A 21,011-nucleotide genomic window follows, 5' to 3' on the forward strand; every position below is an offset into this window, starting at 1 on the left:
CGATGCGGCAGGGCCTTTTTGCTTTGCCGGGGAGGCTTAGCTGACGCTTAGCTGATAACCGACCCGTTGCAGCCAGGAGGCTTCCTGCTCGAAGTCGGCCTGGGTCAGCGGATTGGCTTCCAGCCAGCCTTTCGGGAAGCGCACGTCCAGGTTCTTCGGCCCGGCCTTGAGCGTCACCCCGGGCATTTCCTGGGTGCCGCGGATGTGATGGAAGAGAATGGCGAAGCGCAGCACGATGCACAGGCGGATCAGCTTGTCGCCTTCCTCGCCCAGTTCGACGAAACGGTCCGCCGGGATGTTGCGCCTGTGGCCGCGGACCAGTAGCGCCAGCACCTGCTGGTCCTCACGGGAGAAGCCGGCCAGGTCGGAGTGCTCGATCAGATAGGCGCCATGCTTGTGGTAGTGGTAGTGCGCGATGTCCAGGCCCAGTTCGTGGACGCGCGCCGCCCAGCCCAGCAATTCGCGGTGCCAGTCGTCCTTCAGTTCCCAGGCGTCAGCCACTTCGTCCAGGGTCTTGAGCGCCTTGGCCTCGACCCGCGCGGCCTGGTCCAGGTCGACGTGATAGCGCTCGATCAGCGCGCTGATGGTGCGCTCGCGCACGTCCTCGTGCTGGTGACGGCCGAGCAGGTCATACAGCACGCCTTCGCGCAGCGCGCCTTCGGAATGGGTCAGTTGCTTCAGTTCGAGGGCATCGAACAGGGCTTCGACGATGGCCAGGCCGGCCGGGAAGATCGGCCGGCGGTCGGGCTTGATGCCGTCGAGGTCGAGCTTCTCCACTTCGCCGAGCTTCAGCACCTTGCGCTTGAGCCACGCCAGGCCCTCGGGGTTGATCTCGCCGTTGCCATGGCCGCCGGCCTGGATCGCCAGGCCGACCGAGCGGATGGTGCCGGAGGCGCCGACCGCCTCGTCCCAGCCGAGGCGGCGCAGGCTGTTTTCGATCGCCATCAGCTCCAGGCGCGCCGAGGTGTAGGCCTGGGCGTAGCGCGCCGGGGTGATCTTGCCGTCCTTGAAATAGCGCTGGGTGTAGCTGACGCAACCCATCTGCAGGCTTTCGCGCAGTTGCGACTCGAAGCGCTGGCCGATGATGAATTCGGTGCTGCCGCCGCCGATATCGGTCACCAGGCGGCGCCCGGCGGTGTCCGGCAGGGTGTGCGACACGCCCAGATAGATGAGGCGGGCCTCTTCACGACCGGAGATGACTTCCACCGGATGGCCGAGGATTTCTTCGGCGCGGCGGGTGAACTCGATGCGGTTGCGCGCCTCGCGCAGAGCGTTGGTGCCGACCACGCGCACGGAGCCCTGCGGCATACCGTTGATCAGTTGGGCGAAACGACGCAGGCAATCGAGGCCGCGTTGCATCGCCTCTTCGTTGAGCAAACGGTCCTCGCCGATGCCCGCGGCCAGCTGAACCTTCTCGCCGAGGCGCTCAAGGATGCGGATTTCGCCGTGATCGGCCTTGGCCAGGACCATGTGGAAGCTGTTGGAGCCCAGATCGAGGGCGGCGATCAGCGGGAAGGTCTTGGCAGGGGTGTAAGGCATGTTGGAAAAGGTCCCATGGTGAACCCCGACATCCTGCCACGATAGGCCCCGAGTGCCAACGAAAGCCAGGCCATCGATCGACTTTCGCCGCGATCGCGATAGTGACACTCAATCGCCTGCGCCTTTCGAAGGCGTTCAAGCCGGGCTATGATGGCGGTCACTTTTTCGCATCCGATCCCACGGAGAGATTTCATGAGCGAACATATCGTCAGCGTTACCGATGCCAGCTTCGAGCAGGATGTGCTGAAGGCCGATGGTCCAGTACTGGTGGACTACTGGGCCGAGTGGTGCGGTCCGTGCAAGATGATCGCACCGGTACTCGACGAGATCGCCAAGGACTATCAGGGCAAACTGAAGGTCTGCAAGCTGAACATCGACGAGAACCAGGACACCCCGCCGAAGTACGGCGTGCGCGGCATCCCGACCCTGATGCTGTTCAAGGGCGGCAATGTCGAAGCGACCAAGGTCGGCGCCCTGTCCAAGTCGCAATTGGCGGCGTTCCTCGACAGCAACATCTGAGTCGATCCGCCGCGAAAAAGGCCCCGCAAATGGCGGGGCTTTTTTCTGCCTGTCCCCTAGACGCCTATGGGCACCGATGTTAGAGTCGGCCGCACAACGTGGTTTACGTTGTTCCCTGCAAGCCGTCGCCGACGCAGTTCCTATTCGTATTTCCAAGCGATCCTGTCGTCACTCTGCGGCACGGCCTTTCAAGCTCTCACGCTTGTTTCCCTTACTCTCTTTCATCTCATTTACTCCTCCTTCATATGAATCTGACCGAACTCAAGCAAAAGCCGATCGCCGAATTGCTGGAAATGTCCGATGCCATGGGCCTGGAAAACATGGCTCGTTCGCGCAAGCAGGACATCATCTTCGCGCTGTTGAAGAAGCACGCGAAAAGCGGAGAGGAAATCTCCGGCGACGGCGTGCTGGAGATTCTCCAGGACGGCTTCGGCTTCCTGCGCTCCGCCGATTCCTCGTACCTGGCCGGCCCTGACGACATCTACGTCTCGCCCAGCCAGATCCGTCGCTTCAACCTGCGCACCGGGGACACCATCGTCGGCAAGATTCGCCCGCCGAAGGAGGGCGAGCGTTACTTCGCCCTGCTCAAGGTCGATTCGATCAACTTCGATCGCCCGGAGAACGCGAAGAATAAGATTCTCTTCGAGAACCTGACCCCGCTGTTCCCGACCAAGCGCCTGACCATGGAAGCCGGCAACGGCTCCACGGAAGACCTCACCGGCCGCGTGATCGATCTCTGTTCGCCGATCGGCAAGGGCCAGCGTGGCCTGATCGTCGCGCCGCCGAAGGCCGGTAAGACCATCATGCTGCAGAACATCGCGGCCAACATTACCCGTAACAACCCCGAGTGCCACCTGATCGTCCTGCTGATCGACGAGCGCCCGGAAGAAGTGACCGAAATGCAGCGCACCGTGCGCGGCGAAGTGGTCGCCTCGACCTTCGACGAACCGCCGACCCGCCACGTGCAGGTCGCCGAAATGGTGATCGAGAAGGCCAAGCGCCTGGTCGAGCACAAGAAGGACGTGATCATCCTGCTCGACTCCATCACCCGTCTGGCGCGTGCCTACAACACCGTGATCCCGAGTTCCGGCAAGGTGCTCACCGGTGGTGTCGACGCCCACGCCCTGGAGAAGCCCAAGCGCTTCTTCGGCGCCGCGCGCAACATCGAGGAAGGCGGTTCGCTGACCATCCTCGCCACCGCGCTGATCGAGACCGGTTCGAAGATGGACGAGGTGATCTACGAGGAGTTCAAAGGCACCGGCAACATGGAGCTGATCCTCGACCGCCGCATTGCCGAGAAGCGTGTGTTCCCGGCGATCAACATCAATCGCTCGGGTACCCGTCGCGAAGAGCTGCTGACCGGCGAGGAAGAACTGCAGCGCATGTGGATCCTGCGCAAGATTCTGCACCCGATGGACGAGATATCGGCGGTCGAATTCCTCCTCGACAAGCTGCGCCAGACCAAGACCAACGACGAGTTCTTCGACTCGATGAAGCGCAGCAAGTAAGCGCTCAGGTTGCACGATAAGGCCGGGGAAACCCGGCCTTCGTGTTTCTGCGAGGCGTTGTTAACGGCTAAACTGTCGCATCTTCCCGCCATACGTCATCGAGACCTCCATGCAGTATCGCGACCTGCGCGACTTCATCGCAGCCCTGGAACAGCGCGGCCAGCTCAAGCGCATCCAGGCGCCGGTTTCCCCCGTGCTGGAAATGACCGAGGTGTGCGACCGCACCCTGCGCGCCAAAGGCCCGGCCCTGTTGTTCGAGCGACCGACCGGCTTCGACATCCCGGTGCTCGGCAACCTCTTCGGCACGCCCGAGCGTGTCGCCCTAGGCATGGGCGCGGAGGATGTCTCCGAACTGCGCGAAATCGGCAAGCTGCTGGCCTTCCTCAAGGAACCGGAGCCGCCGAAAGGCCTGAAGGATGCCTGGTCCAAGTTGCCGATCTTCAAGAAGGTTCTGTCCATGGCGCCCAAGGTGCTCAAGGACGGCCCCTGCCAGGAAGTCATCGAAGAAGGCGATGCCGTCGACCTGGGCAAGCTGCCGGTGCAGACCTGCTGGCCGGGCGACGTCGGTCCGCTGATCACCTGGGGCCTGACCGTCACCCGCGGGCCGAACAAGGAACGGCAGAACCTCGGCATCTACCGCCAGCAGGTGATTGGCCGCAACAAGGTCATCATGCGCTGGCTCAGCCATCGCGGCGGCGCCCTCGACTACCGCGAGTGGTGCCAGAAATACCCGGACCGTCCCTATCCGGTGGCGGTGGCCCTGGGCGCCGATCCGGCGACCATCCTCGGTGCCGTGACCCCGGTGCCGGACAGCCTCTCCGAATACGCCTTCGCCGGCCTGTTGCGCGGACACAAGACCGAGCTGGTGAAGTGCGTCGGCAGTGACCTGCAGGTGCCGGCCAGCGCCGAGATCGTCCTCGAGGGGGTGATCCACCCCGGCGAGATGGCCGATGAAGGCCCCTATGGCGACCATACCGGCTACTACAACGAGGTGGACCGCTTCCCGGTGTTCACCGTCGAGCGCATCACCCGTCGGCAGAAGCCGATCTACCACAGCACCTACACCGGGCGGCCGCCGGATGAGCCGGCGATCCTCGGCGTGGCGCTGAACGAAGTCTTCGTGCCGATCCTGCAGAAGCAGTTCCCCGAGATCACCGACTTCTACCTGCCGCCGGAAGGCTGCTCGTACCGCATGGCGGTGGTGACCATGAAGAAGCAGTACCCCGGCCACGCCAAGCGCGTCATGTTGGGTGTCTGGTCGTTCCTGCGACAGTTCATGTACACCAAATTCGTCATAGTGACCGACGATGACATCAATGCGCGGGACTGGAACGACGTGATCTGGGCGATCACCACGCGCATGGACCCCAAGCGTGACACTGTGATGATCGACAATACGCCTATCGACTACCTCGACTTCGCCTCGCCGGTTTCCGGCCTGGGCTCGAAGATGGGCCTCGACGCCACCCACAAGTGGCCCGGCGAGACCAGCCGCGAGTGGGGCCGCGCCATCGTCAAGGACGAGGCGGTGACGCGCCGCGTCGACGAAATCTGGGCCAGCCTGGGGATCGATTGATGGGTGCGCGCAGTATCCGCCGCGGAGGCGCGGCATGAGAGTCACCCTGCAACCGTCCGGCGCCAGCTTCGAGGCGCTGCCCGGCGAACGCATCCTCGACGCCGCGCGGCGCCTGGGCTTCGACTGCCCGCAGGCGTGCCGCAATGGCAATTGCCATGTCTGTGCGGCGCTGCTGGTGGAAGGCCGTGCCCGGCAGTCCGGCGAAGTACGTGAGCATGGCGAGGTATTCACTTGCCTGGCCGAGCCCCTGGAAGACTGCGTGCTGCACTGGGACGGCGTGCTCGCCCCCGGCGAGCTGCCGCTGCGCAAGCTGGCCTGCCAGGTCACTCTGTGCCAGCCGGTGGGCGGCGATGTCTGGCGTGTGCGCCTGCGCGCCCCGGCTGGCAAGCCGCCGCGCTACCACGCCGGGCAATACCTGCTGATCGAACGCGAAGGCGGCAGCTCGGCCTTCTCCCTGGCTTCGGCCCCCCATGAGGGGCGCGACCTGGAGCTGCACATCCTGGCCCGTGAGAACAGCGCCATCCAGTTGCTCGAACAGCTGCAGCGTGAACGCATCGCCCGCGTTCAGTTGCCGTTTGGCGATGCACACCTGGCCGAGCTGCCCGCCGGTCCCCTGGTGTTGATCGCCGCCGGCACCGGCATGGCGCAGATGCACAGCCTGATCGAGCACTGCCGTGCCCAGGGCTTCGTCCATCCGGTGCACCTCTACTGGGGCGTGCGCCGGCCGGAAGACTTCTACGAACTGCCGCACTGGAGCGAGTGGAAGACGCTGCCGAACCTGTACCTGCACAAGGTGGTCAGCGATCTCTGTGGCTGGGACGGCCGCTGTGGCCTGCTGCACGAGGCGGTGTGCGAGGATTTCGCCGACCTCGGTGCGCTGAGCGTCTACGCCAGCGGCTCGCCGGCGATGGTCTACGCCACGCTCGACGCCCTGGTGGCGGCTGGCATGGACGCGCACCAGATGCGCGCCGACGTCTTCGCCTACGCGCCGCGCTGAGGGCCGCCCCCGGCTAAGGCCTGGGAGCATTCGGCGCGCTGGCGACCCAGTGCCCACTGCGGGTGGATGCGCTGCCGCACGACTAATGGCGAGGCACAGAAGCGTCAGTTGCGCGAGCGCTTCAGGCCGCTGTGCCGCTGACGGGGAGGGCGGATAGCCTTCCGGTTATCCGCCGTTCATTTGCGTGATCCTTCGGCGGATGACGCGTGAGGCGTCATGCGCCCCACGCGGAGTGCCCGGGACGGGCGCTTCGGCTCGGTTTGGGCGGTGCCCTCTCCCGTGCCGTCGGATCCGTTCAAACAGCCTCAGCGCACCGTCACCACCACCTTGCCCACCGCGCGCCGCTGGCCGAGGTGGTTGATCGCGTCGGCCGCCTTCTCCAGCGGGTAGGTCTGCGACACCAGCGGCTTCAGCTTGCCTTCGCCGAACCACTGGAACAGTTGCTGGAAGTTCGCCGCGTTGTCCTGCGGCTGGCGCTGGGCGAAGGCGCCCCAGAACACCCCGACCAGCGCCGCGCCCTTGAGCAACGGCAGGTTGGCCGGCAGCGAGGGGATGGTTCCGCTGGCGAAGCCGACCACCAGCATGCGGCCGTTCCAGGCGATGCTGCGGAAGGCTTCCTCGAACAGCTCGCCGCCGACCGGATCGTAGATCACATCGACACCCTGGCCGCCGGTGATCTCCTTGAGCTTGTCCTTCAGGCTGCCTTCGCTGTAGTTGATCAGCACATCGGCGCCAGCGGCTTTCGCCACCTCCAGCTTGGCCTCGCTGCTGGCCGCGGCGATCACCTTGGCGCCCATGGCCTTGCCGATCTCCACCGCCGCCAGGCCGACGCCACCGGAGGCGCCGAGCACCAGCAGGGTTTCGCCCGGCTGCAGGTTGGCGCGCTGCTTGAGCGCGTGCATCGAGGTGCCGTAGGTCATGCCGAACGCCGCGGCGGTGGTGAAGTCCATGCCCGCCGGGATCGGCAGCACGTTGTAGCCACCCACCGCCACCTGCTCGGCGAAGCTACCCCAGCCGGTGAGGGCGATGACCCGGTCGCCGGGCTTGAGGTGGCTGACCTTCTCGCCGACCGCGGCAACCACGCCGGCCGCCTCGCCGCCCGGAGAGAAGGGGAAGGGCGGCTTGAACTGGTATTTGCCCTCGATGATCAGGGTGTCGGGGAAGTTCACCCCGGCGGCGTGCACCTCCAGCAGGACTTCGTTCTTCTTCGGCTCGGGGCTGGCGACTTCTTCCAGGACCAGGGTTTCGGCGGGGCCGAAGGCTTTGCACAGCACGGCTTTCATCGGGGCAGGACTCCTTTCGAGTGATGCCGGGAGTGTAGAAGTGGTGGACGGCGGGGCCTATCAGAATCGCCCCGGTTGATGCCGCTGTATAACGCCCGGGCTTGGGCCGCGGCGATTGTCTGGCTATGCTAGCGGGCATCATTTCCGGAGAAGTCGTCTTGAGAGCATTCCTCGCCCTGCTGCTGTTCCTGACCCTGAGCCCGCTGGCACTGGCCGAAGAGGCTGCCAAGGCGGAAGGCGGCAAAGACGAAGCCACCAAGGTCATGTTCGTCGACCTCACGCCGGCGCTGGTGGGTAACTACGGCAGCGGTCCCAAGCTCAAGTACTTCAAGGCCGATATCGCCCTCAAGGTCACCGGCAAGGAGGCCAAGGACAAGGTCGAGCACCACGAGCCGCTGCTGCGCAACCAGTTGATCATGCTTTTCGCCCAACAGACCGACGACACCCTGGGTAGCGTCGATGCCAAGGAAAAACTGCGCCAGGAGGCGCTGAAGCAAATCCAGACGGTCCTCAACGAGGAGGAAGGGAAGCCTTTGGTCGACGATCTGTTGTTCAACAATCTGATCGTTCAACCCTAAGCCGCTGATTGCCCGGTAGGGCTAATCCGGGCGTGCCTGATTTGTATCAAGGCCCTTTCGCCACTAATCGCTGAAGATCCCCACCATATTGGTCAAGTTGACCGTTGAGCAGGGGTTACGATGAAGGGAAACGCAAAGCGTTGGCTGGTTCGTGGGGGCATTCTCGCGGCGATCGCCGTGGTCGCCGCACTGGCTTGGCAGACCCTCCGCCCGAGCGGGCTCGGTGAAGGTTTCGCCAGCGGCAATGGCCGCATCGAGGCGACCGAAGTGGACGTTGCCACCAAGCTTCCCGGGCGTGTCGCCGAAATCAGAGTCGACGAGGGCGACTTCGTCCGGGTCGGCGATGTGGTCGCGCGCATGGACACCCAGGTGCTCGAAGCCCAGTTGGCCCAGGCCCAGGCCGAGGCGCGCCAGGCGCAGAATGCCAAGCGCACCGCCGAGTCGCTGGTGGCCCAGCGCAACAGCGAAAAGGACACCGCCGAGGCGGTGGTGGCGCAGCGTCAGGCCGAACTGACCGCCGCGCAGAAGCGCTTCGCCCGTACCGAAGCGCTGGTCAAGCGCAATGCCCTGCCATTGCAGCAACTGGATGACGACCGCGCCGTCCTGCAGAGCGCGCAGGCGGCCTTGTCCGCCGCACGCTCGCAAGTCATCTCGGCGCAAGCGGCGATCGAGGCCGGGCGTTCCCAGGTGATCGAAGCGCAATCCGCCATCGAGGCCGCCACCGCCAGCGTCGCGCGCTTGCAGGCGGACATCGACGACAGCCTGCTCAAGGCCCCGCGCAACGGCCGCGTGCAATACCGCGTGGCGCAACCGGGCGAAGTCCTGGCGGCCGGCGGCAAGCTGCTCAACATGGTCGACCTGGCCGACGTCTACATGACCTTCTTCCTGCCCGCCATGCAGGCCGGCAAGGTCCAGCTCGGTCAGGAGGTGCGCCTGGTGATAGACGCGGTGCCGCAGTACGTGATTCCAGCCAAGGTGTCCTACGTCGCCAGCGTCGCCCAGTTCACCCCGAAGACCGTGGAAACCGCCAGCGAGCGCGAGAAACTGATGTTCCGCGTCAAGGCGCGTCTCGATCCGGCGCTGCTGCAGAAGTACATCACCTACGTGAAGACCGGCGTGCCGGGCATGGCCTATATGCGCCTCGACCCTAACGCGCAGTGGCCGGACAAGCTGCAGATCAAGGTTCCGCAATGAGCGTCGCCGAATCCGCCGTGGCGCGCCTCACGGGCGTCTCGCTGCGCTACGGCGAGACGCGCGCGGTGGATGCGGTCAGCCTGGAGATCCCGGCCAACCGCATGGTCGGCCTGATCGGCCCGGATGGGGTCGGCAAGTCCAGCCTGCTGGCGCTGATCGCCGGCGCGCGGAAGATGCAGAGCGGCGAGATCCAGGTGCTTGGCGGCGACATGCGCGATTCCCGCCACCGCCGCGCGATCTGCCCGCGCATAGCCTATATGCCGCAGGGACTGGGCAAGAACCTGTACCCGACGCTGTCGGTGTTCGAGAACGTCGATTTCTTCGGCCGCCTGTTCGGCCACGACAAGGCCGAGCGCGAACGGCGCATCGCCGACCTGCTGCAGAGCACCGGGCTGGCGCCCTTCGCCGAGCGCCCGGCGGGCAAGCTCTCCGGCGGCATGAAGCAGAAGCTCGGGCTGTGCTGCGCGCTGATCCATGACCCTGACCTGCTGATCCTCGACGAGCCGACCACCGGTGTCGATCCGCTCTCGCGCAACCAGTTCTGGGAGTTGATCGGCCGCATTCGCGCTGGCCGCCAGGGCATGAGCGTACTGGTGGCGACCGCCTACATGGAGGAGGCCGAGCGTTTCGATTGGCTGGTGGCGATGGACGAGGGCAAGGTCCTGGCCACCGGCACACCCGCCGAGCTACGGGACAAGACCGCGACGCAGAACCTGGAGGCGGCCTTCGTCGCCCTGTTGCCCGAGCACAAGCGCGCCGGTCACCGGCAACTGGTGATTCCGCCGCGCGCCCAGGCCGAAGGCGCGCCGCAGATCGCCATCGAGGCCGATGGCCTGACCTGTCGCTTCGGCGATTTCGTCGCCGTCGATCGCGTCAGCTTCCGCATCGAGCGCGGGGAAATCTTCGGCTTCCTCGGCTCCAACGGCTGCGGCAAGTCCACCACCATGAAAATGCTCACCGGCCTGTTGCCGGCCAGCGAGGGCAGCTGCGCGCTGTTTGGCCAGCCGGTGGACGCCAACGACATGCATACCCGCCAGCGGGTCGGCTACATGTCCCAGGCCTTTTCGCTCTACGCCGAGCTGACGGTGCTGCAGAACCTCGAACTGCACGCCAAGCTGTTCCACCTGCCGACGGCGCAGATCGCCCCGCGGGTCGAGGAAATGCTGCGCCGCTTCGACCTGGAAAAGGTCCGGGACGAACTGCCGGACAGCCTGCCGCTGGGTATCCGCCAGCGCCTGTCGCTGGCGGTGGCGGTTATCCACAAGCCGGAAATCCTTATCCTCGACGAGCCCACCTCGGGGGTCGACCCGGTGGCCCGCGATGGCTTCTGGGCGCTGATGGTCGAGCTGTCGCGGCAGGACGGGGTGACCATCTTCATCTCCACGCACTTCATGAACGAGGCGCAGCGCTGCGACCGCATCTCGCTGATGCACGCCGGCAAGGTGCTGGACAGCGACACCCCGCAGCGGCTGATGGAGAAGCGCGGTCTGCCGACCCTGGAGGCGACCTTCATCGCCTACCTGGAAGAGGCCGCCGGCAGCGCCGCAGCGCCGGCCGAACCGACGCCGCAAGCCGCCCCGGCGGAGGCTGGCCGCCAGCCGCGCAATGACCGTTTCAGTCCGCTGCGGCTGTTCAGCTACGCCCGTCGCGAGTCGATGGAGCTGCGCCGCGATCCCATTCGCCTGACCCTGGCGCTGCTCGGCACCGCGCTGCTGATGTTCATCATCGGCTACGGCATCAACATGGATGTCGAAGACCTCTCCTACGCCGTGCTCGACCGTGACCAGACCACCACCAGCCAGGCCTACGCGCTGAACATCGCTGGCTCGCGCTACTTCGTCGAACACCCGGCGATCCGCGATCCGGATGACCTTGAACGACGCCTGAGCAGTGGCGAGCTGAGCCTGGCGATCGAGATACCGCCGGACTTCGGGCGCGATCTGAAGCGGGGTGCCAATCCGACCATCGGCGTGTGGATCGACGGTGCCATGCCGCAGCGCGCAACCACCGTGCAAGGCTACGTGCAGGGGCTGCACAGCGCCTACCTCGCCGACCTCGCCCGGCAGACCGGCAATGCCGAGGCCAGCGCGGCGGCCAGCACCGAAGTGCGCTACCGCTACAACCCCGATGTGGAAAGCCTCAAGGCCATGGTCCCGGCGGTGATCCCGCTGTTGCTGATCATGATTCCGGCGATGCTCACCGCCCTCGGCGTGGTGCGCGAGAAGGAGCTGGGCTCGGTCACCAACCTCTATGTCACGCCGGTGACGCGCCTGGAGTTCCTCCTCGGCAAGCAACTGCCCTATGTCGCCATGGGCATGGTCAATTTCGTGCTGATGCTGGCCATGGCCGTGCTGCTGTTCCGCGTGCCGCTCAAGGGCAGTCTGCTGGCGCTGAGCCTCGGCGCCTTCCTCTATGTCTGGACCAGCACCGGCCTCGGTCTGCTGCTCTCGACCTTCATGAAAAGTCAGATCGCCGCGGTGTTCGGCACCGCCATCGCCACCATGATCCCGGCCATCCAGTTCGCCGGGTTGATCCACCCGGTGTCCTCGCTGGAAGGCGCCGGCGCCTTCATCGGCAAGCTGTATCCGACCACCCACTTCCTGGTCATCAGCCGCGGCACCTTCTCCAAGGCGCTGGGCTTCGCCGATTTGTGGATCTACTACTTGCCGCTGCTGGCATCGATCGTCGTGCTGACCCTGCTCAGTGCGCGCCTGCTGAAGAAGCAGGAGGACTGAGTCATGAGAGCCTTGGCGAATATCTTCAACCTGGGCATCAAGGAATTCCGCAGCCTCGGCCGCGACGTCGGCATGCTGGTGCTGATCGCCTGGGCCTTCACCCTGGGCGTCTACAGCTCCGCCACGGGCATCCCGGAAACCCTGCACCATGCGCCCATCGCCGTGGTCGACGAGGACCAGTCGCAACTCTCCTCGCGCATCATCAATGCCTTCCAGCCGCCGTACTTCCGGGCGCCGGAGATGATCGACCATGCGCAGATGGACCGCGGCATGGACACCGCCCTGTACAGCTTCACCCTGGACATCCCGCCGGACTTCCAGCGCGACGTGCTGGCCGGCCGCCAGCCGGCGATCCAGGTCAACGTCGACGCGACCCAGACCGCCCAGGCCTTCTCCGGCGCCGGCTATATCCAGAACATCGTCGCCACCGAGGTGCGCGAGTTCGTCAGCCGCTACCGCGCCGAACCGGGCATGCCGGCGCAACTGGCGGTGCGCATGGAGTTCAACCCGAACCTGACCCAGGCCTGGTTCGGTGCGGTGATGGAGGTGATCAACCAGATCACCATGCTGTCGATCATCCTCACCGGCGCCGCGCTGATCCGTGAGCGCGAGCACGGCACCGTCGAGCACCTCCTGGTGATGCCGCTGAGCGCCTTCGAGATCATGCTGGCCAAGGTCTGGTCGATGGGCGTGGTGGTGCTGGTGGCCGCCGCGCTATCGCTGCTGATTGTGGTGCGTGGCTGGATCGGTGTGCCGCTCGTCGGCTCGCTGTCGCTGTTCCTGGTCGGCGCGGCGCTGCACCTGTTCGCCACCACCTCCATGGGCATTTTCATCGGCACCGTGGCGCGTTCGATGCCGCAACTGGGCCTGCTGGTGATCCTCACCCTGATCCCGTTGCAGATCCTTTCCGGCGGCACCACGCCGCGCGAGAGCATGCCGGAGCTGGTGCAGAACATCATGCTGGCGGCGCCGACCACGCACTTCGTCAGCCTGGCCCAGGCCATCCTGTTCCGTGGCGCCGGGCTGTCCATCGTCTGGCCGCAGTTCCTCGCCATCATCGGCATCGGCAGCTTCTTCTTCTGCGGTGCGCTGTGGCGCTTCCGCCGGACCATTTCGCAGATGGCCTGACGCGTGCGCCACGCGTTGCTCCGCGCCCCTCGACTCGCGCGCGGGGCGCGGAGGGCGGACAACGCCTGGCGGGCATTATTCGCCCGGCAGGGTCACCTCAGCGCCGCGCCAGGCCGAGAATGATCCGCCACTGCTCCTCGCTCACCGGCATCACCGACAGGCGACTGCCACGCTGCACCAGGGCCAGCTCTTCCAGTCCGGCGGCGGCCTTGATGGCCGCCAGTGGCAGCACTTCCCTGAAGGCTTCGACGAAGCTCACATCGCGCGCGCTCCAGGGATTCTTCTCGGCACTGGCCTTGGCGTCGTGGTAGGGGCTCTGCGGGTCCAGCGCGGTCGGGTCGGGGTAGTGCTCGCCCTCGATGCGGGCAATGCCGGCGATGCCCGGTTGCGGGCAACTCGAGTGGTAGAAGAAGAACGTCTCGCCCGCCGCCATGCTGCGCAGGAAGTTGCGCGCCTGGTAGTTGCGCACGCCATCCCAGCGGGCTTTGCCGAGGCGTTGCAGGTCGTGGATGGACAGTTCATCGGGTTCCGATTTCATCAGCCAGTACGGCATGATCTTTGCTCCCTGTTTGCCGCTTTTGTAGGAATAAACCGACTCCGACAATCGGATCGGCGATGCAATTGCGGGATGCTCTGCATTGTCGGAGAATGCCGCCGGTTTTTAGCTTGGCACGTGCCGGACGCCGGCCATCGTTGACAGTTTGCCTGGAAGGGGGAGGCAATCGATGAAGCGCAAGCCTGATCTGCTTTGGGTACTGGTCATCCTGTTCGGCCTGGGAGTCGTCACCACCGGCTATACCCAGAGCCTGTTGGACCGCCAGGGCAATGTCCCTGTGCAGGTGACCAAGCAGCCCTGATTCATCCCGTGCGGCGCCGCAGGGAGCGCGGTGCCGATGCGAGCGCACCGTACCAGCCGGCGTCACTGACGATCCCCCCCAGCGGTACGTCCCAACTGGCCAGGTCCAGCCTGTCCACTTTCTGGCATTCATGGGCCAGGCCCAGGAGCGTCGGTTTCCGCCAGGTCTTGCGCCGCCCCAGGTAGCCCAGGGCGCGGTCGTAGAAGCCCTTGCCCATCCCCAGTCGTCCCCCCTGCTCATCGAACCCCACCAGCGGCAGCAGCACCAGGTCCAGCGTCCAGGTCGCGCGTTGGCGCGCGCGATCGGCCAGCGGTTCGGCAATGCGGAAGCGGTTGCGTGTCCAGCGTTCGCCGTTGCCGACGCGCTGGAAGCTCATGTGCGTCTGCGGCCAGCGACTGAGCACCGGCAGGTAGGTGCGCTTGCCGCGCTTCTGCGCGGCGCGCAGCAGCGGGCGCGGGTCGATCTCGCCGTCGGCGGGCAGGTACAGGGCGATGTGGCGTGCGCGGCGGAACAACGGATGCTGCGCCATCTGGCGATAAAGCGCCTGGGCGGCCCGACGTTGCTGCAGCGGAGTGAGTGCGCGGCGAGCCTGGCGCAGGAGGCGGCGCAGGGCGGCGCGGGAATGGTCTTGGACGTGGATCATGGAAGGAGGAAAGCTCCCCGGACATGCCGCTGTCGGGTTAGCCCTTGAACCCGAAAGTTCAAGGTGGCGGTTGCAGTAGGCTTTAAGGCTTTCCGTCGTGCGGACATGCACACCAGCCCAACTGGCAACCTCCGTTGTTGCGATTATCGGCTCAGGGACATCACCGACTGGCCAACACACCAGGGAGCGTGGCCAGTATACCCCAGGCTTTTCGCGTCGGTCAGTCTTCACTCCCGGACTGATCGGTGGTAAGGGCGCGGTCGACGCGGTCGAGCAGTTCGCGCACCCGTTCGCGGGTCGAGCTGTGCTCGTGGTCCAGGCGCTCCTGCTTGTGCAGCAGGTCATGGGTGATGTTCAGCGCGGCCATCACGGCCACGCGGTCGGCACCGATGACCTTTCCGCTGGAGCGGATCTCGCGCATCTTGCTGTCCAGGTAGCGCGCGGCGCTTTCCAGATTGACGCGTTCGTCGGCGGGGCAATTGATGCAGTATTCCTTGTCGAGGATCTGCACGGTAAGGGTATTCGACTGGCTCATGAGTCCTGCTCCAGGGCTTTCAGGCGCAAAATCATCGCTTCGACCTTGTGTCGCGCCAATTCGTTCTTTTCGATCAGATGGGCGCGCTCTTCACGCCAGTTCTTTTCGTTTGCCCGCAGCAGCCGGTTCTCCGCCTTGAGCTGTTCCAGGCGTTGGAGCAGCAAGTCGAATTTGGCGATCAGCGCGTGCAGGTCGGCGTCTTCCATGGGCTCTCGCTTGGGCAAGGGGATGACCGGAAACTATATAGAAGCCGCCGTGGCACGGGTCAACGCGACGGCCCGTCGCCGAGCCCTCGCATGGTCTAGCCGCGCCCGGCGGTGCTAGGATACGGGCTCTCATTCTATGCGCAGCGCCCGATGGCGCCTAGCGTCGATATCAGGTCCGCACATGTCCACAGCAAGCTCCGCCTACTCCGCCTTCGCCAACCTGCTCGCCGAAGCGGCGCTGCCGGTTTCCCCCGCCGAACTCCATGGTCACCTGCTCGGGCGCGTCTGCGCCGGCGCCGGTTTCGACCAGGACGAATGGCAGCAGGCCGCCAGCGAGCTGCTCGGCGGCGACCCCAGCGAGCGTTTGCAGGCAGCCCTGGGCGGTCTGCTCGGCATGGTCCAGCAGGACTTCAGCACCGGCGAAATGGCCGTGGTGCTGATGCTGCCCACCGACGACGCGCCGCTGGCCGAGCGTGCCGTGGCCCTCGGCCAGTGGTGCCAGGGTTTCCTCGCCGGTTTCGGCCTGGCTCTGCGCCAAGCCAGCCTCTCCGACGAGGCCGACGAAGTGCTGCAGGACATCGCCGCCATCGCCCAGATCCAGGGCCAGCTCGACGAGTCCGAGGACGGCGAGTCCGACTATATGGAAGTCCAGGAATACCTGCGGGTCGCGCCGCTGTTGCTGTTCGCCGAATTCGGCAAGGCCCCGGCGCCGGCCGCGAAACCCTCCCTGCACTGAGGTAGCTGCATGATCCGTATCGCCAAATCGGAATACGCCCGTCGGCGCAAGGCGCTGATGGCGCAGATGGAGCCCAACAGCATCGCCATCCTGCCGGCGGCGCCGATGTACATCCGCAACCGCGACGTCGAGCACGTCTACCGCCAGGACAGCGATTTCCAGTACCTCAGTGGCTTCCCCGAGCCGGAAGCGGTGCTGGCGCTGATCCCCGGCCGCGAGCACGGCGAGTACGTGCTGTTCTGCCGCGAGCGTGATCCCGAGCGCGAGCTGTGGGACGGCCTGCGTGCCGGCCAGGACGGCGCGATCAAGGACTTCGGCGCCGACGACGCCTTCCCCATCGGCGATATCGACGACATCCTCCCCGGCCTGATCGAAGGCCGCGAGCGCGTCTACTATGCGCTGGGCGCCAATCCCGAGTTCGACCGCCGGCTGATGGACTGGATCAACGTGATCCGCTCCAAGGCCCGCCAGGGCGCGCAGCCGCCGAACGAATTCGTCGCCCTCGACCACCTGCTGCACGACCAGCGCCTGTACAAGAGCGCCAGCGAAGTGAAGGTGATGCGCTACGCCGCGGAGATCTCCTGTGGCGCCCATATCCGCGCCATGCAGGCCTGCCGCCCGGGGCTCTACGAATATCACCTGGAGGCCGAACTCGAATATGCGTTCCGCATGGGTGGGGCGAAGATGCCGGCCTATGGCTCGATCGTCGCCAGCGGCCGCAACGCCTGCATCCTGCACTACCGGGAGAACGACGCGCAGATCAAGGACGGCGACCTGATCCTGATCGACGCCGGCTGCGAGATCGACTGCTACGCCAGCGACATCACCCGCACCTTCCCGGCCAGCGGCACCTTCAGCCCCGAGCAGAAGGCCATCTACGAGCTGGTGCTGGAAGCCAACATGGCGGCCTTCGCCTACATCGCCCCCGGCCGCCACTGGAACGAAGCCCACGAAGCCACGGTGCGCGTCATCACCGCCGGCCTGGTGAAGCTCGGCCTGCTCAGCGGCGAGGTCGACGAGCTGATCGCCAGCGAGGCCTACAAGGCCTTTTACATGCACCGTGCCGGCCACTGGCTGGGCATGGATGTGCACGACGTCGGCGAGTACAAGGTCGGTGGCGAATGGCGCGTGCTCGAACCGGGCATGGCGATGACCGTCGAGCCGGGTATCTACATCGCGCCGGACAACACCAACGTGGCGAAGAAATGGCGTGGCATCGGCGTGCGCATCGAGGACGACGTGGTGGTCACGCGCACTGGCTGCGAAGTGCTGACCGACGGTGTGCCCAAGACCGTCGCCGAGATCGAGGCGCTGATGGCTGCGGCCAAGGCCGAGGCGGCCTGAGGTGTCGCGCACGCAACTGGCGATCATCGGCGGCGGCCTGGTCGGCGCCAGCCTGGCGCTGACCCTGCAGGCCGGCGCCAAGGCGCGCGGCTGGTCGATCGTGCTGATCGAACCCTTCGCCCCCGGCGACGCCTACCAACCCAGCTATGACGCGCGCTCGTCGGCGCTCTCCTTCGGCAGCCGGCAGATCTACGAACGCCTCGGCCTGTGGCCGCGGATCGTCCAGCGCGGCGAACCGATCATGCAGATCCATGTGTCCGACCGCGGCCGCTTCGGCTCCGCGCGCCTGACCGCGGTGGAGGAGGGCGTGCCGGCGCTCGGCTACGTGGTGGAGAACGCCTGGCTCGGCCAGTGCCTGTGGCGCGCGCTGGACCCCGAAGTGGTGAGCTGGCGCTGTCCCGCCGAAGTGCGGCGCATGGAGGTGCTCGGCGATGGCTATCGGCTGACCCTCGACGACGACTCGCAGCTCGACTGCGACCTTGCCGTGCTGGCCGATGGCGGCCGCTCCAGCCTGCGCGAGCAGCTCGGCATCGCCGTGCGCAAGGTGCCCTACGGGCAGACCGCGCTGATCGCCAACGTCACGCCGTCGGAAGCCCATCGCGGCCAGGCCTTCGAGCGTTTCACCGACGAAGGGCCGATGGCCCTGCTGCCGTTGCCGGAAAACCGCTGTGCGCTGGTGTGGACGCGGCCGGCGGCGGAAGCCGAGCGCTTGCGCGAGCTGCCCGACAACCAGTTCCTCGCCGAATTGCAGGAAGCCTTCGGCTACCGCCTGGGCGCTTTCCGCCAGGTCGGCGCGCGATATTGCTATCCCTTGGCGCTGGTCGCGGCCGAGGAACAGGTGCGCCCGCACCTGGTGGTGCTGGGCAACGCCGCGCACAGCCTGCACCCGATCGCCGGGCAGGGCTTCAACCTGTCGCTGCGCGACGCCCAGGCCCTGGCCGATCGCCTGCTCGGCGAAGAGGCCAAGCCCGGCGACTTCGCCGTACTGCAGCGTTACCTGGATGGCCAGCGGCTCGACCAGCAGTTGACCGTGGGCTTCTCCGACCGCGTCACCCGCCTGTTTTCCACTGCCCAGCCGGTGCTGGCCGCCGGGCGCAACCTGGGGCTGCTCGGCCTCGATCTGTTGCCGCCGGCCAAGCGCTGGTTCGCCCGTCAGGCGATGGGCATAGGCGCGCGCCCGGTCTAGCCATGGCAACCCACACCCTGCGTCCCGCGCGGCGGGCTTGAATTTAAGGAAAGGACATGCACGCGGATCTGGTCATCGTCGGTGCGGGAATGGTCGGCAGCGCGCTGGCCTTGGCGCTGGAAGGCAGCGGCTTGGAGATTCTCCTGCTGGACGGCTCGCCGTTGAGCGTCAAACCCTATGACCGCGCGGCGCCCTTCGAGCCGCGCGTCAGCGCCCTGTCCGAAGCCAGCCGGCGCATTCTCCAGCGCCTGCACGCCTGGGACGGCATCCTCGCCCGGCGCGCCGAGCCATATCGTGACATGCACGTCTGGGACGGCTCCGGCACGGGCCAGGTGCATTTCAGCGCGGCCAGCGTGCACGCCGACGTGCTCGGCCATATCGTCGAGAACCGCGTGGTCCAGGACGCCCTGCTGGAGCGTCTGCACGACTCCACCATCGGTCTGATGCCGGGGGCGCGCCTGGAACAGTTGCGGCATTCCGGCGACGACTGGCTGCTGACCCTGGCCGACGGTCGGCAGATCCGCACGCCGCTGCTGATCGCCGCCGACGGCGCCAACTCGGCGGTCCGCCGCCTGGCCGGCTGCGCCACCCGCGAATGGGATTACCTGCACCATGCCATCGTCACCAGCGTGCGCTGCGCGAAGCCGCACCAGGCCACGGCCTGGCAGCGCTTCACCGATGACGGCCCGCTGGCCTTCCTGCCGCTGTCGCGCGATGGCGATGCACACTGGTGCTCGATCGTCTGGTCGACCACCCCGGAACAGGCCGAACAACTGATGGCCCTGGACGACGCGGATTTCCGTGGCGCCCTGGGGCGCGCTTTCGAGGAACGCCTGGGAAGCATCGAACAGGTCGATCCGCGCCTGTGCATCCCGCTGCGCCAACGCCATGCCAAACGCTATGTGGAGCCGGGGCTGGCGCTGATCGGCGACGCCGCGCACACCATCCACCCGCTGGCCGGGCAGGGCGTGAACCTGGGCTTCCTCGACGCCGCAGTGCTCGCCGAGGTGCTGCTGCATGCCCATGAGCGCGGCGAACGTATCGCCGACGAGCGCGTGCTGAGCCGCTTCGAGCGCCGGCGCATGCCGCACAACCTGGCGATGATGGCCGCGATGGAAGGCTTCCAGCGCCTGTTCCAGGCCGATCCGCTGGGCCTGCGCTGGCTGCGCAACGCCGGCCTGCGCCTGGTCGACCGCCACCACGAAGCCAAGGGCCTGTTCGTCCGCCAGGCACTCGGCCTGTCCGGCGACCTGCCGACGCTGGCGCGGGTCTGAGGCCGCGCTCCAGCGGCGCGCTGGCGCGACCCTGGATCGCGGCGGGGCGAAACACCCGGACACAAAGGCAGCGTCCGGTAGTAAATGAGGTTCCTTATCATTTGGCCCCTCATTGACTGCCCAGGACTCGCCCCTATGTCGGTTCGCCATGGCCTTCTCGCCGCCCTCGCGCTCGTCGCCCTCTCCAGTGCCGCCCAGGCCGCCGACGAAGTGGTGGTCTATTCCTCGCGCATCGACGAGCTGATCAAGCCGGTGTTCGACGCCTACACCGCCAAGACCGGGGTCAAGGTGACGTTCATCACCGACAAGGAGGCGCCGCTGATGGCGCGGATCAAGGCCGAGGGCGCCAACACTCCCGCCGACCTGCTGCTCACGGTGGATGCCGGCAACCTCTGGCAGGCGGAGAAGATGGGCATCCTGCAACCCTTCGACTCGCCGACCGTCGATGCCAACATTCCCCCGCAGTACCGCTCCGCGACCGATAGCTGGACCGGCCTGTCGCTGCGCGCGCGGACCATCGCCTATTCCTCCGCGCGGGTGAAGCCGGAAGCGCTGTCGACCTACGAGGCGCTGGCCGACAAACAGTGGGAAGGCCGCCTGTGCCTGCGCACGGCGAAGAAGGTCTACAACCAGTCGCTGACCGCGACCCTGATCGAGACCCATGGCGCCGAGCAGACCGAGGCCATTCTCAAGGGCTGGGTGAACAACCTGGCCACCGAGGTGTTCTCCGACGACAACGCGCTGCTCCAGGCCATCGCCGCCGGCCAGTGCGATGTCGGCATCGTCAACACCTACTACTACGGGCGCCTGCACCAGGCGAACGCGGATCTGCCGATCAAGCTGTTCTGGCCGAACCAGGGCGACCGCGGCGTGCACGTCAACCTCTCCGGGATCGGCCTGACCCGCTACGCGCCGCACCCGCAACAGGCCAAGGCCCTGGTCGAGTGGATGACCGGCGCCGAGGCACAGGCGCTGTTCGCCGGCTTGAATCAGGAGTTCCCGGCCAACCCGGCGGTCGCGCCGTCCAGGGAAGTCGCTGCCTGGGGCAGCTTCAAGGCCGACAGCATTCCGCTGGAAGTCGCCGGCAAGCGCCAGGCGGAGGCGATCAAACTGATGGATCGCGCCGGCTGGAACTGAAGCGGTTGCGGCTGCGGTATCGCTGCGCGCCAGCCA

The 21,011-nt window shown here is 66.3% G+C and carries 20 protein-coding genes and 1 other RNA gene; 14 read left to right on the forward strand and 7 right to left on the reverse strand.

The genetic code is table 11. The annotated features are described in order from the left end of the window. Positions 1 to 36: 36 nt before the first annotated feature. On the reverse strand, positions 37 to 1,539 hold the full coding sequence (ppx, locus tag BLQ74_RS17060; protein WP_090264306.1) for an exopolyphosphatase: 1,503 nt from the start codon (positions 1,537 to 1,539) through the stop codon (positions 37 to 39). 192 nt (positions 1,540 to 1,731) lie between these two features. Here ppx and trxA point away from each other — a divergent pair, with 192 nt between their 5' ends. From trxA to BLQ74_RS17080, 4 genes are all read left to right on the forward strand, one after another. Then, on the forward strand, positions 1,732 to 2,058 hold the full coding sequence (gene trxA, locus BLQ74_RS17065; protein WP_090264308.1) for a thioredoxin TrxA: 327 nt from the start codon (positions 1,732 to 1,734) through the stop codon (positions 2,056 to 2,058). A 245-nt stretch (positions 2,059 to 2,303) separates the two neighbouring features. Continuing rightward, positions 2,304 to 3,566, forward strand: a complete 1,263-nt coding sequence (gene rho, locus BLQ74_RS17070; protein WP_090264310.1) for a transcription termination factor Rho — start codon at positions 2,304 to 2,306, stop codon at positions 3,564 to 3,566. A gap of 109 nt (positions 3,567 to 3,675) precedes the next feature. Then, the gene (gene ubiD / locus BLQ74_RS17075) at positions 3,676 to 5,142 is read left to right on the forward strand and encodes a 4-hydroxy-3-polyprenylbenzoate decarboxylase (protein ID WP_090264312.1); all 1,467 of its coding nucleotides are present in this window, start codon (positions 3,676 to 3,678) and stop codon (positions 5,140 to 5,142) included. Positions 5,143 to 5,176: 34 nt separating this feature from the next. Further along, positions 5,177 to 6,139: a CDP-6-deoxy-delta-3,4-glucoseen reductase gene (locus BLQ74_RS17080; RefSeq protein WP_090264314.1), complete on the forward strand. Its 963-nt coding sequence runs from the start codon at positions 5,177 to 5,179 to the stop codon at positions 6,137 to 6,139. A gap of 305 nt (positions 6,140 to 6,444) precedes the next feature. On the opposite strand, the gene BLQ74_RS17085 is transcribed toward BLQ74_RS17080, so the two are convergent. Next, positions 6,445 to 7,422: an NADPH:quinone oxidoreductase family protein gene (locus BLQ74_RS17085; RefSeq protein WP_090264316.1), complete on the reverse strand. Its 978-nt coding sequence runs from the start codon at positions 7,420 to 7,422 to the stop codon at positions 6,445 to 6,447. A 125-nt stretch (positions 7,423 to 7,547) separates the two neighbouring features. Here BLQ74_RS17085 and BLQ74_RS17090 point away from each other — a divergent pair, with 125 nt between their 5' ends. The 4 genes from BLQ74_RS17090 (at position 7,548) to BLQ74_RS17105 (ending at position 13,057) form a co-directional block, all read left to right on the forward strand. Continuing rightward, positions 7,548 to 8,000, forward strand: a complete 453-nt coding sequence (locus BLQ74_RS17090) for a flagellar basal body-associated FliL family protein (protein ID WP_090264318.1) — start codon at positions 7,548 to 7,550, stop codon at positions 7,998 to 8,000. Positions 8,001 to 8,120: 120 nt separating this feature from the next. Beyond that, positions 8,121 to 9,194, forward strand: a complete 1,074-nt coding sequence (locus BLQ74_RS17095) for an HlyD family secretion protein (protein ID WP_090264320.1) — start codon at positions 8,121 to 8,123, stop codon at positions 9,192 to 9,194. After that, positions 9,191 to 11,929, forward strand: coding sequence for a ribosome-associated ATPase/putative transporter RbbA (rbbA, locus tag BLQ74_RS17100; protein ID WP_090264322.1), 2,739 nt, complete (start codon positions 9,191 to 9,193; stop codon positions 11,927 to 11,929). The genes BLQ74_RS17095 and rbbA overlap by 4 nt, the downstream gene beginning before the upstream one ends. A gap of 3 nt (positions 11,930 to 11,932) precedes the next feature. Next, on the forward strand, positions 11,933 to 13,057 hold the full coding sequence (locus tag BLQ74_RS17105; RefSeq protein ID WP_090264324.1) for an ABC transporter permease: 1,125 nt from the start codon (positions 11,933 to 11,935) through the stop codon (positions 13,055 to 13,057). Positions 13,058 to 13,154: 97 nt separating this feature from the next. Here the strand turns inward: BLQ74_RS17105 and BLQ74_RS17110 are convergent, their stop codons facing one another. Next, the gene (locus BLQ74_RS17110; RefSeq protein ID WP_090264326.1) at positions 13,155 to 13,610 is read right to left on the reverse strand and encodes an EVE domain-containing protein; all 456 of its coding nucleotides are present in this window, start codon (positions 13,608 to 13,610) and stop codon (positions 13,155 to 13,157) included. A gap of 172 nt (positions 13,611 to 13,782) precedes the next feature. On the opposite strand from BLQ74_RS17110, the gene BLQ74_RS27960 reads away from it, so the two are divergent. Beyond that, positions 13,783 to 13,914, forward strand: a complete 132-nt coding sequence (locus tag BLQ74_RS27960; protein ID WP_280139872.1) for a hypothetical protein — start codon at positions 13,783 to 13,785, stop codon at positions 13,912 to 13,914. A gap of 1 nt (position 13,915) precedes the next feature. On the opposite strand, the gene BLQ74_RS17115 is transcribed toward BLQ74_RS27960, so the two are convergent. The 4 genes from BLQ74_RS17115 to BLQ74_RS17130 form a co-directional block, all read right to left on the reverse strand. After that, a complete protein-coding gene (locus BLQ74_RS17115; RefSeq protein WP_090264328.1) occupies positions 13,916 to 14,557 on the reverse strand; it encodes a 5-formyltetrahydrofolate cyclo-ligase in 642 nt (213 codons plus the stop codon). 10 nt (positions 14,558 to 14,567) lie between these two features. Continuing rightward, a non-coding RNA gene (gene ssrS, locus BLQ74_RS17120) (6S RNA) lies at positions 14,568 to 14,746 on the reverse strand. A gap of 31 nt (positions 14,747 to 14,777) precedes the next feature. After that, the gene (locus tag BLQ74_RS17125) at positions 14,778 to 15,092 is read right to left on the reverse strand and encodes a cell division protein ZapA (RefSeq protein ID WP_090264330.1); all 315 of its coding nucleotides are present in this window, start codon (positions 15,090 to 15,092) and stop codon (positions 14,778 to 14,780) included. Continuing rightward, a complete protein-coding gene (locus BLQ74_RS17130) occupies positions 15,089 to 15,298 on the reverse strand; it encodes a TIGR02449 family protein (protein ID WP_043248492.1) in 210 nt (69 codons plus the stop codon). The genes BLQ74_RS17125 and BLQ74_RS17130 overlap by 4 nt, the downstream gene beginning before the upstream one ends. A gap of 181 nt (positions 15,299 to 15,479) precedes the next feature. On the opposite strand from BLQ74_RS17130, the gene BLQ74_RS17135 reads away from it, so the two are divergent. From BLQ74_RS17135 to BLQ74_RS17155, 5 genes are all read left to right on the forward strand, one after another. Then, positions 15,480 to 16,034 (forward strand): UPF0149 family protein, encoded by a 555-nt coding sequence (locus BLQ74_RS17135; protein ID WP_090264333.1) that lies wholly within the window; start codon positions 15,480 to 15,482, stop codon positions 16,032 to 16,034. A 9-nt stretch (positions 16,035 to 16,043) separates the two neighbouring features. Then, a complete protein-coding gene (gene pepP, locus BLQ74_RS17140) occupies positions 16,044 to 17,378 on the forward strand; it encodes a Xaa-Pro aminopeptidase (protein WP_090264335.1) in 1,335 nt (444 codons plus the stop codon). Position 17,379: 1 nt separating this feature from the next. Further along, complete coding sequence (gene ubiH, locus BLQ74_RS17145; RefSeq protein ID WP_090264338.1) at positions 17,380 to 18,564, forward strand: 2-octaprenyl-6-methoxyphenyl hydroxylase; 1,185 nt, start codon at positions 17,380 to 17,382, stop codon at positions 18,562 to 18,564. Between the two features lie 56 nt (positions 18,565 to 18,620). Next, on the forward strand, positions 18,621 to 19,838 hold the full coding sequence (locus BLQ74_RS17150; protein WP_090264340.1) for a 2-octaprenyl-3-methyl-6-methoxy-1,4-benzoquinol hydroxylase: 1,218 nt from the start codon (positions 18,621 to 18,623) through the stop codon (positions 19,836 to 19,838). Positions 19,839 to 19,973: 135 nt separating this feature from the next. Further along, entirely contained in the window at positions 19,974 to 20,975 is a 1,002-nt protein-coding gene (locus BLQ74_RS17155) for an extracellular solute-binding protein (RefSeq protein WP_090264342.1), read from the forward strand. The last annotated feature ends 36 nt before the right edge of the window (positions 20,976 to 21,011 follow it).

It is taken from the genome of Pseudomonas panipatensis (assembly GCF_900099785.1).
Lineage (GTDB): Bacteria > Pseudomonadota > Gammaproteobacteria > Pseudomonadales > Pseudomonadaceae > Pseudomonas > Pseudomonas panipatensis.

Excerpts from the sequence above, each read along its gene's own strand:
- BLQ74_RS17115 (WP_090264328.1), bottom strand. The coding sequence starts at position 14,557 with ATGATCCACGTCCAAGACCATTCCCGCGCCGCCCTGCGCCGCCTCCTG.
- BLQ74_RS17080 (WP_090264314.1), top strand. The coding sequence starts at position 5,177 with ATGAGAGTCACCCTGCAACCGTCCGGCGCCAGCTTCGAGGCGCTGCCC.
- BLQ74_RS17130 (WP_043248492.1), bottom strand. The coding sequence starts at position 15,298 with ATGGAAGACGCCGACCTGCACGCGCTGATCGCCAAATTCGACTTGCTG.
- BLQ74_RS27960 (WP_280139872.1), top strand. The coding sequence starts at position 13,783 with ATGAAGCGCAAGCCTGATCTGCTTTGGGTACTGGTCATCCTGTTCGGC.
- BLQ74_RS17155 (WP_090264342.1), top strand. The coding sequence starts at position 19,974 with ATGTCGGTTCGCCATGGCCTTCTCGCCGCCCTCGCGCTCGTCGCCCTC.
- BLQ74_RS17125 (WP_090264330.1), bottom strand. The coding sequence starts at position 15,092 with ATGAGCCAGTCGAATACCCTTACCGTGCAGATCCTCGACAAGGAATAC.
- trxA (WP_090264308.1), top strand. The coding sequence starts at position 1,732 with ATGAGCGAACATATCGTCAGCGTTACCGATGCCAGCTTCGAGCAGGAT.
- BLQ74_RS17090 (WP_090264318.1), top strand. The coding sequence starts at position 7,548 with ATGCTAGCGGGCATCATTTCCGGAGAAGTCGTCTTGAGAGCATTCCTC.
- BLQ74_RS17135 (WP_090264333.1), top strand. The coding sequence starts at position 15,480 with ATGTCCACAGCAAGCTCCGCCTACTCCGCCTTCGCCAACCTGCTCGCC.
- pepP (WP_090264335.1), top strand. The coding sequence starts at position 16,044 with ATGATCCGTATCGCCAAATCGGAATACGCCCGTCGGCGCAAGGCGCTG.
- BLQ74_RS17150 (WP_090264340.1), top strand. The coding sequence starts at position 18,621 with ATGCACGCGGATCTGGTCATCGTCGGTGCGGGAATGGTCGGCAGCGCG.
- rbbA (WP_090264322.1), top strand. The coding sequence starts at position 9,191 with ATGAGCGTCGCCGAATCCGCCGTGGCGCGCCTCACGGGCGTCTCGCTG.
- ubiD (WP_090264312.1), top strand. The coding sequence starts at position 3,676 with ATGCAGTATCGCGACCTGCGCGACTTCATCGCAGCCCTGGAACAGCGC.
- rho (WP_090264310.1), top strand. The coding sequence starts at position 2,304 with ATGAATCTGACCGAACTCAAGCAAAAGCCGATCGCCGAATTGCTGGAA.
- BLQ74_RS17110 (WP_090264326.1), bottom strand. The coding sequence starts at position 13,610 with ATGCCGTACTGGCTGATGAAATCGGAACCCGATGAACTGTCCATCCAC.
- BLQ74_RS17105 (WP_090264324.1), top strand. The coding sequence starts at position 11,933 with ATGAGAGCCTTGGCGAATATCTTCAACCTGGGCATCAAGGAATTCCGC.
- BLQ74_RS17095 (WP_090264320.1), top strand. The coding sequence starts at position 8,121 with ATGAAGGGAAACGCAAAGCGTTGGCTGGTTCGTGGGGGCATTCTCGCG.
- BLQ74_RS17085 (WP_090264316.1), bottom strand. The coding sequence starts at position 7,422 with ATGAAAGCCGTGCTGTGCAAAGCCTTCGGCCCCGCCGAAACCCTGGTC.
- ppx (WP_090264306.1), bottom strand. The coding sequence starts at position 1,539 with ATGCCTTACACCCCTGCCAAGACCTTCCCGCTGATCGCCGCCCTCGAT.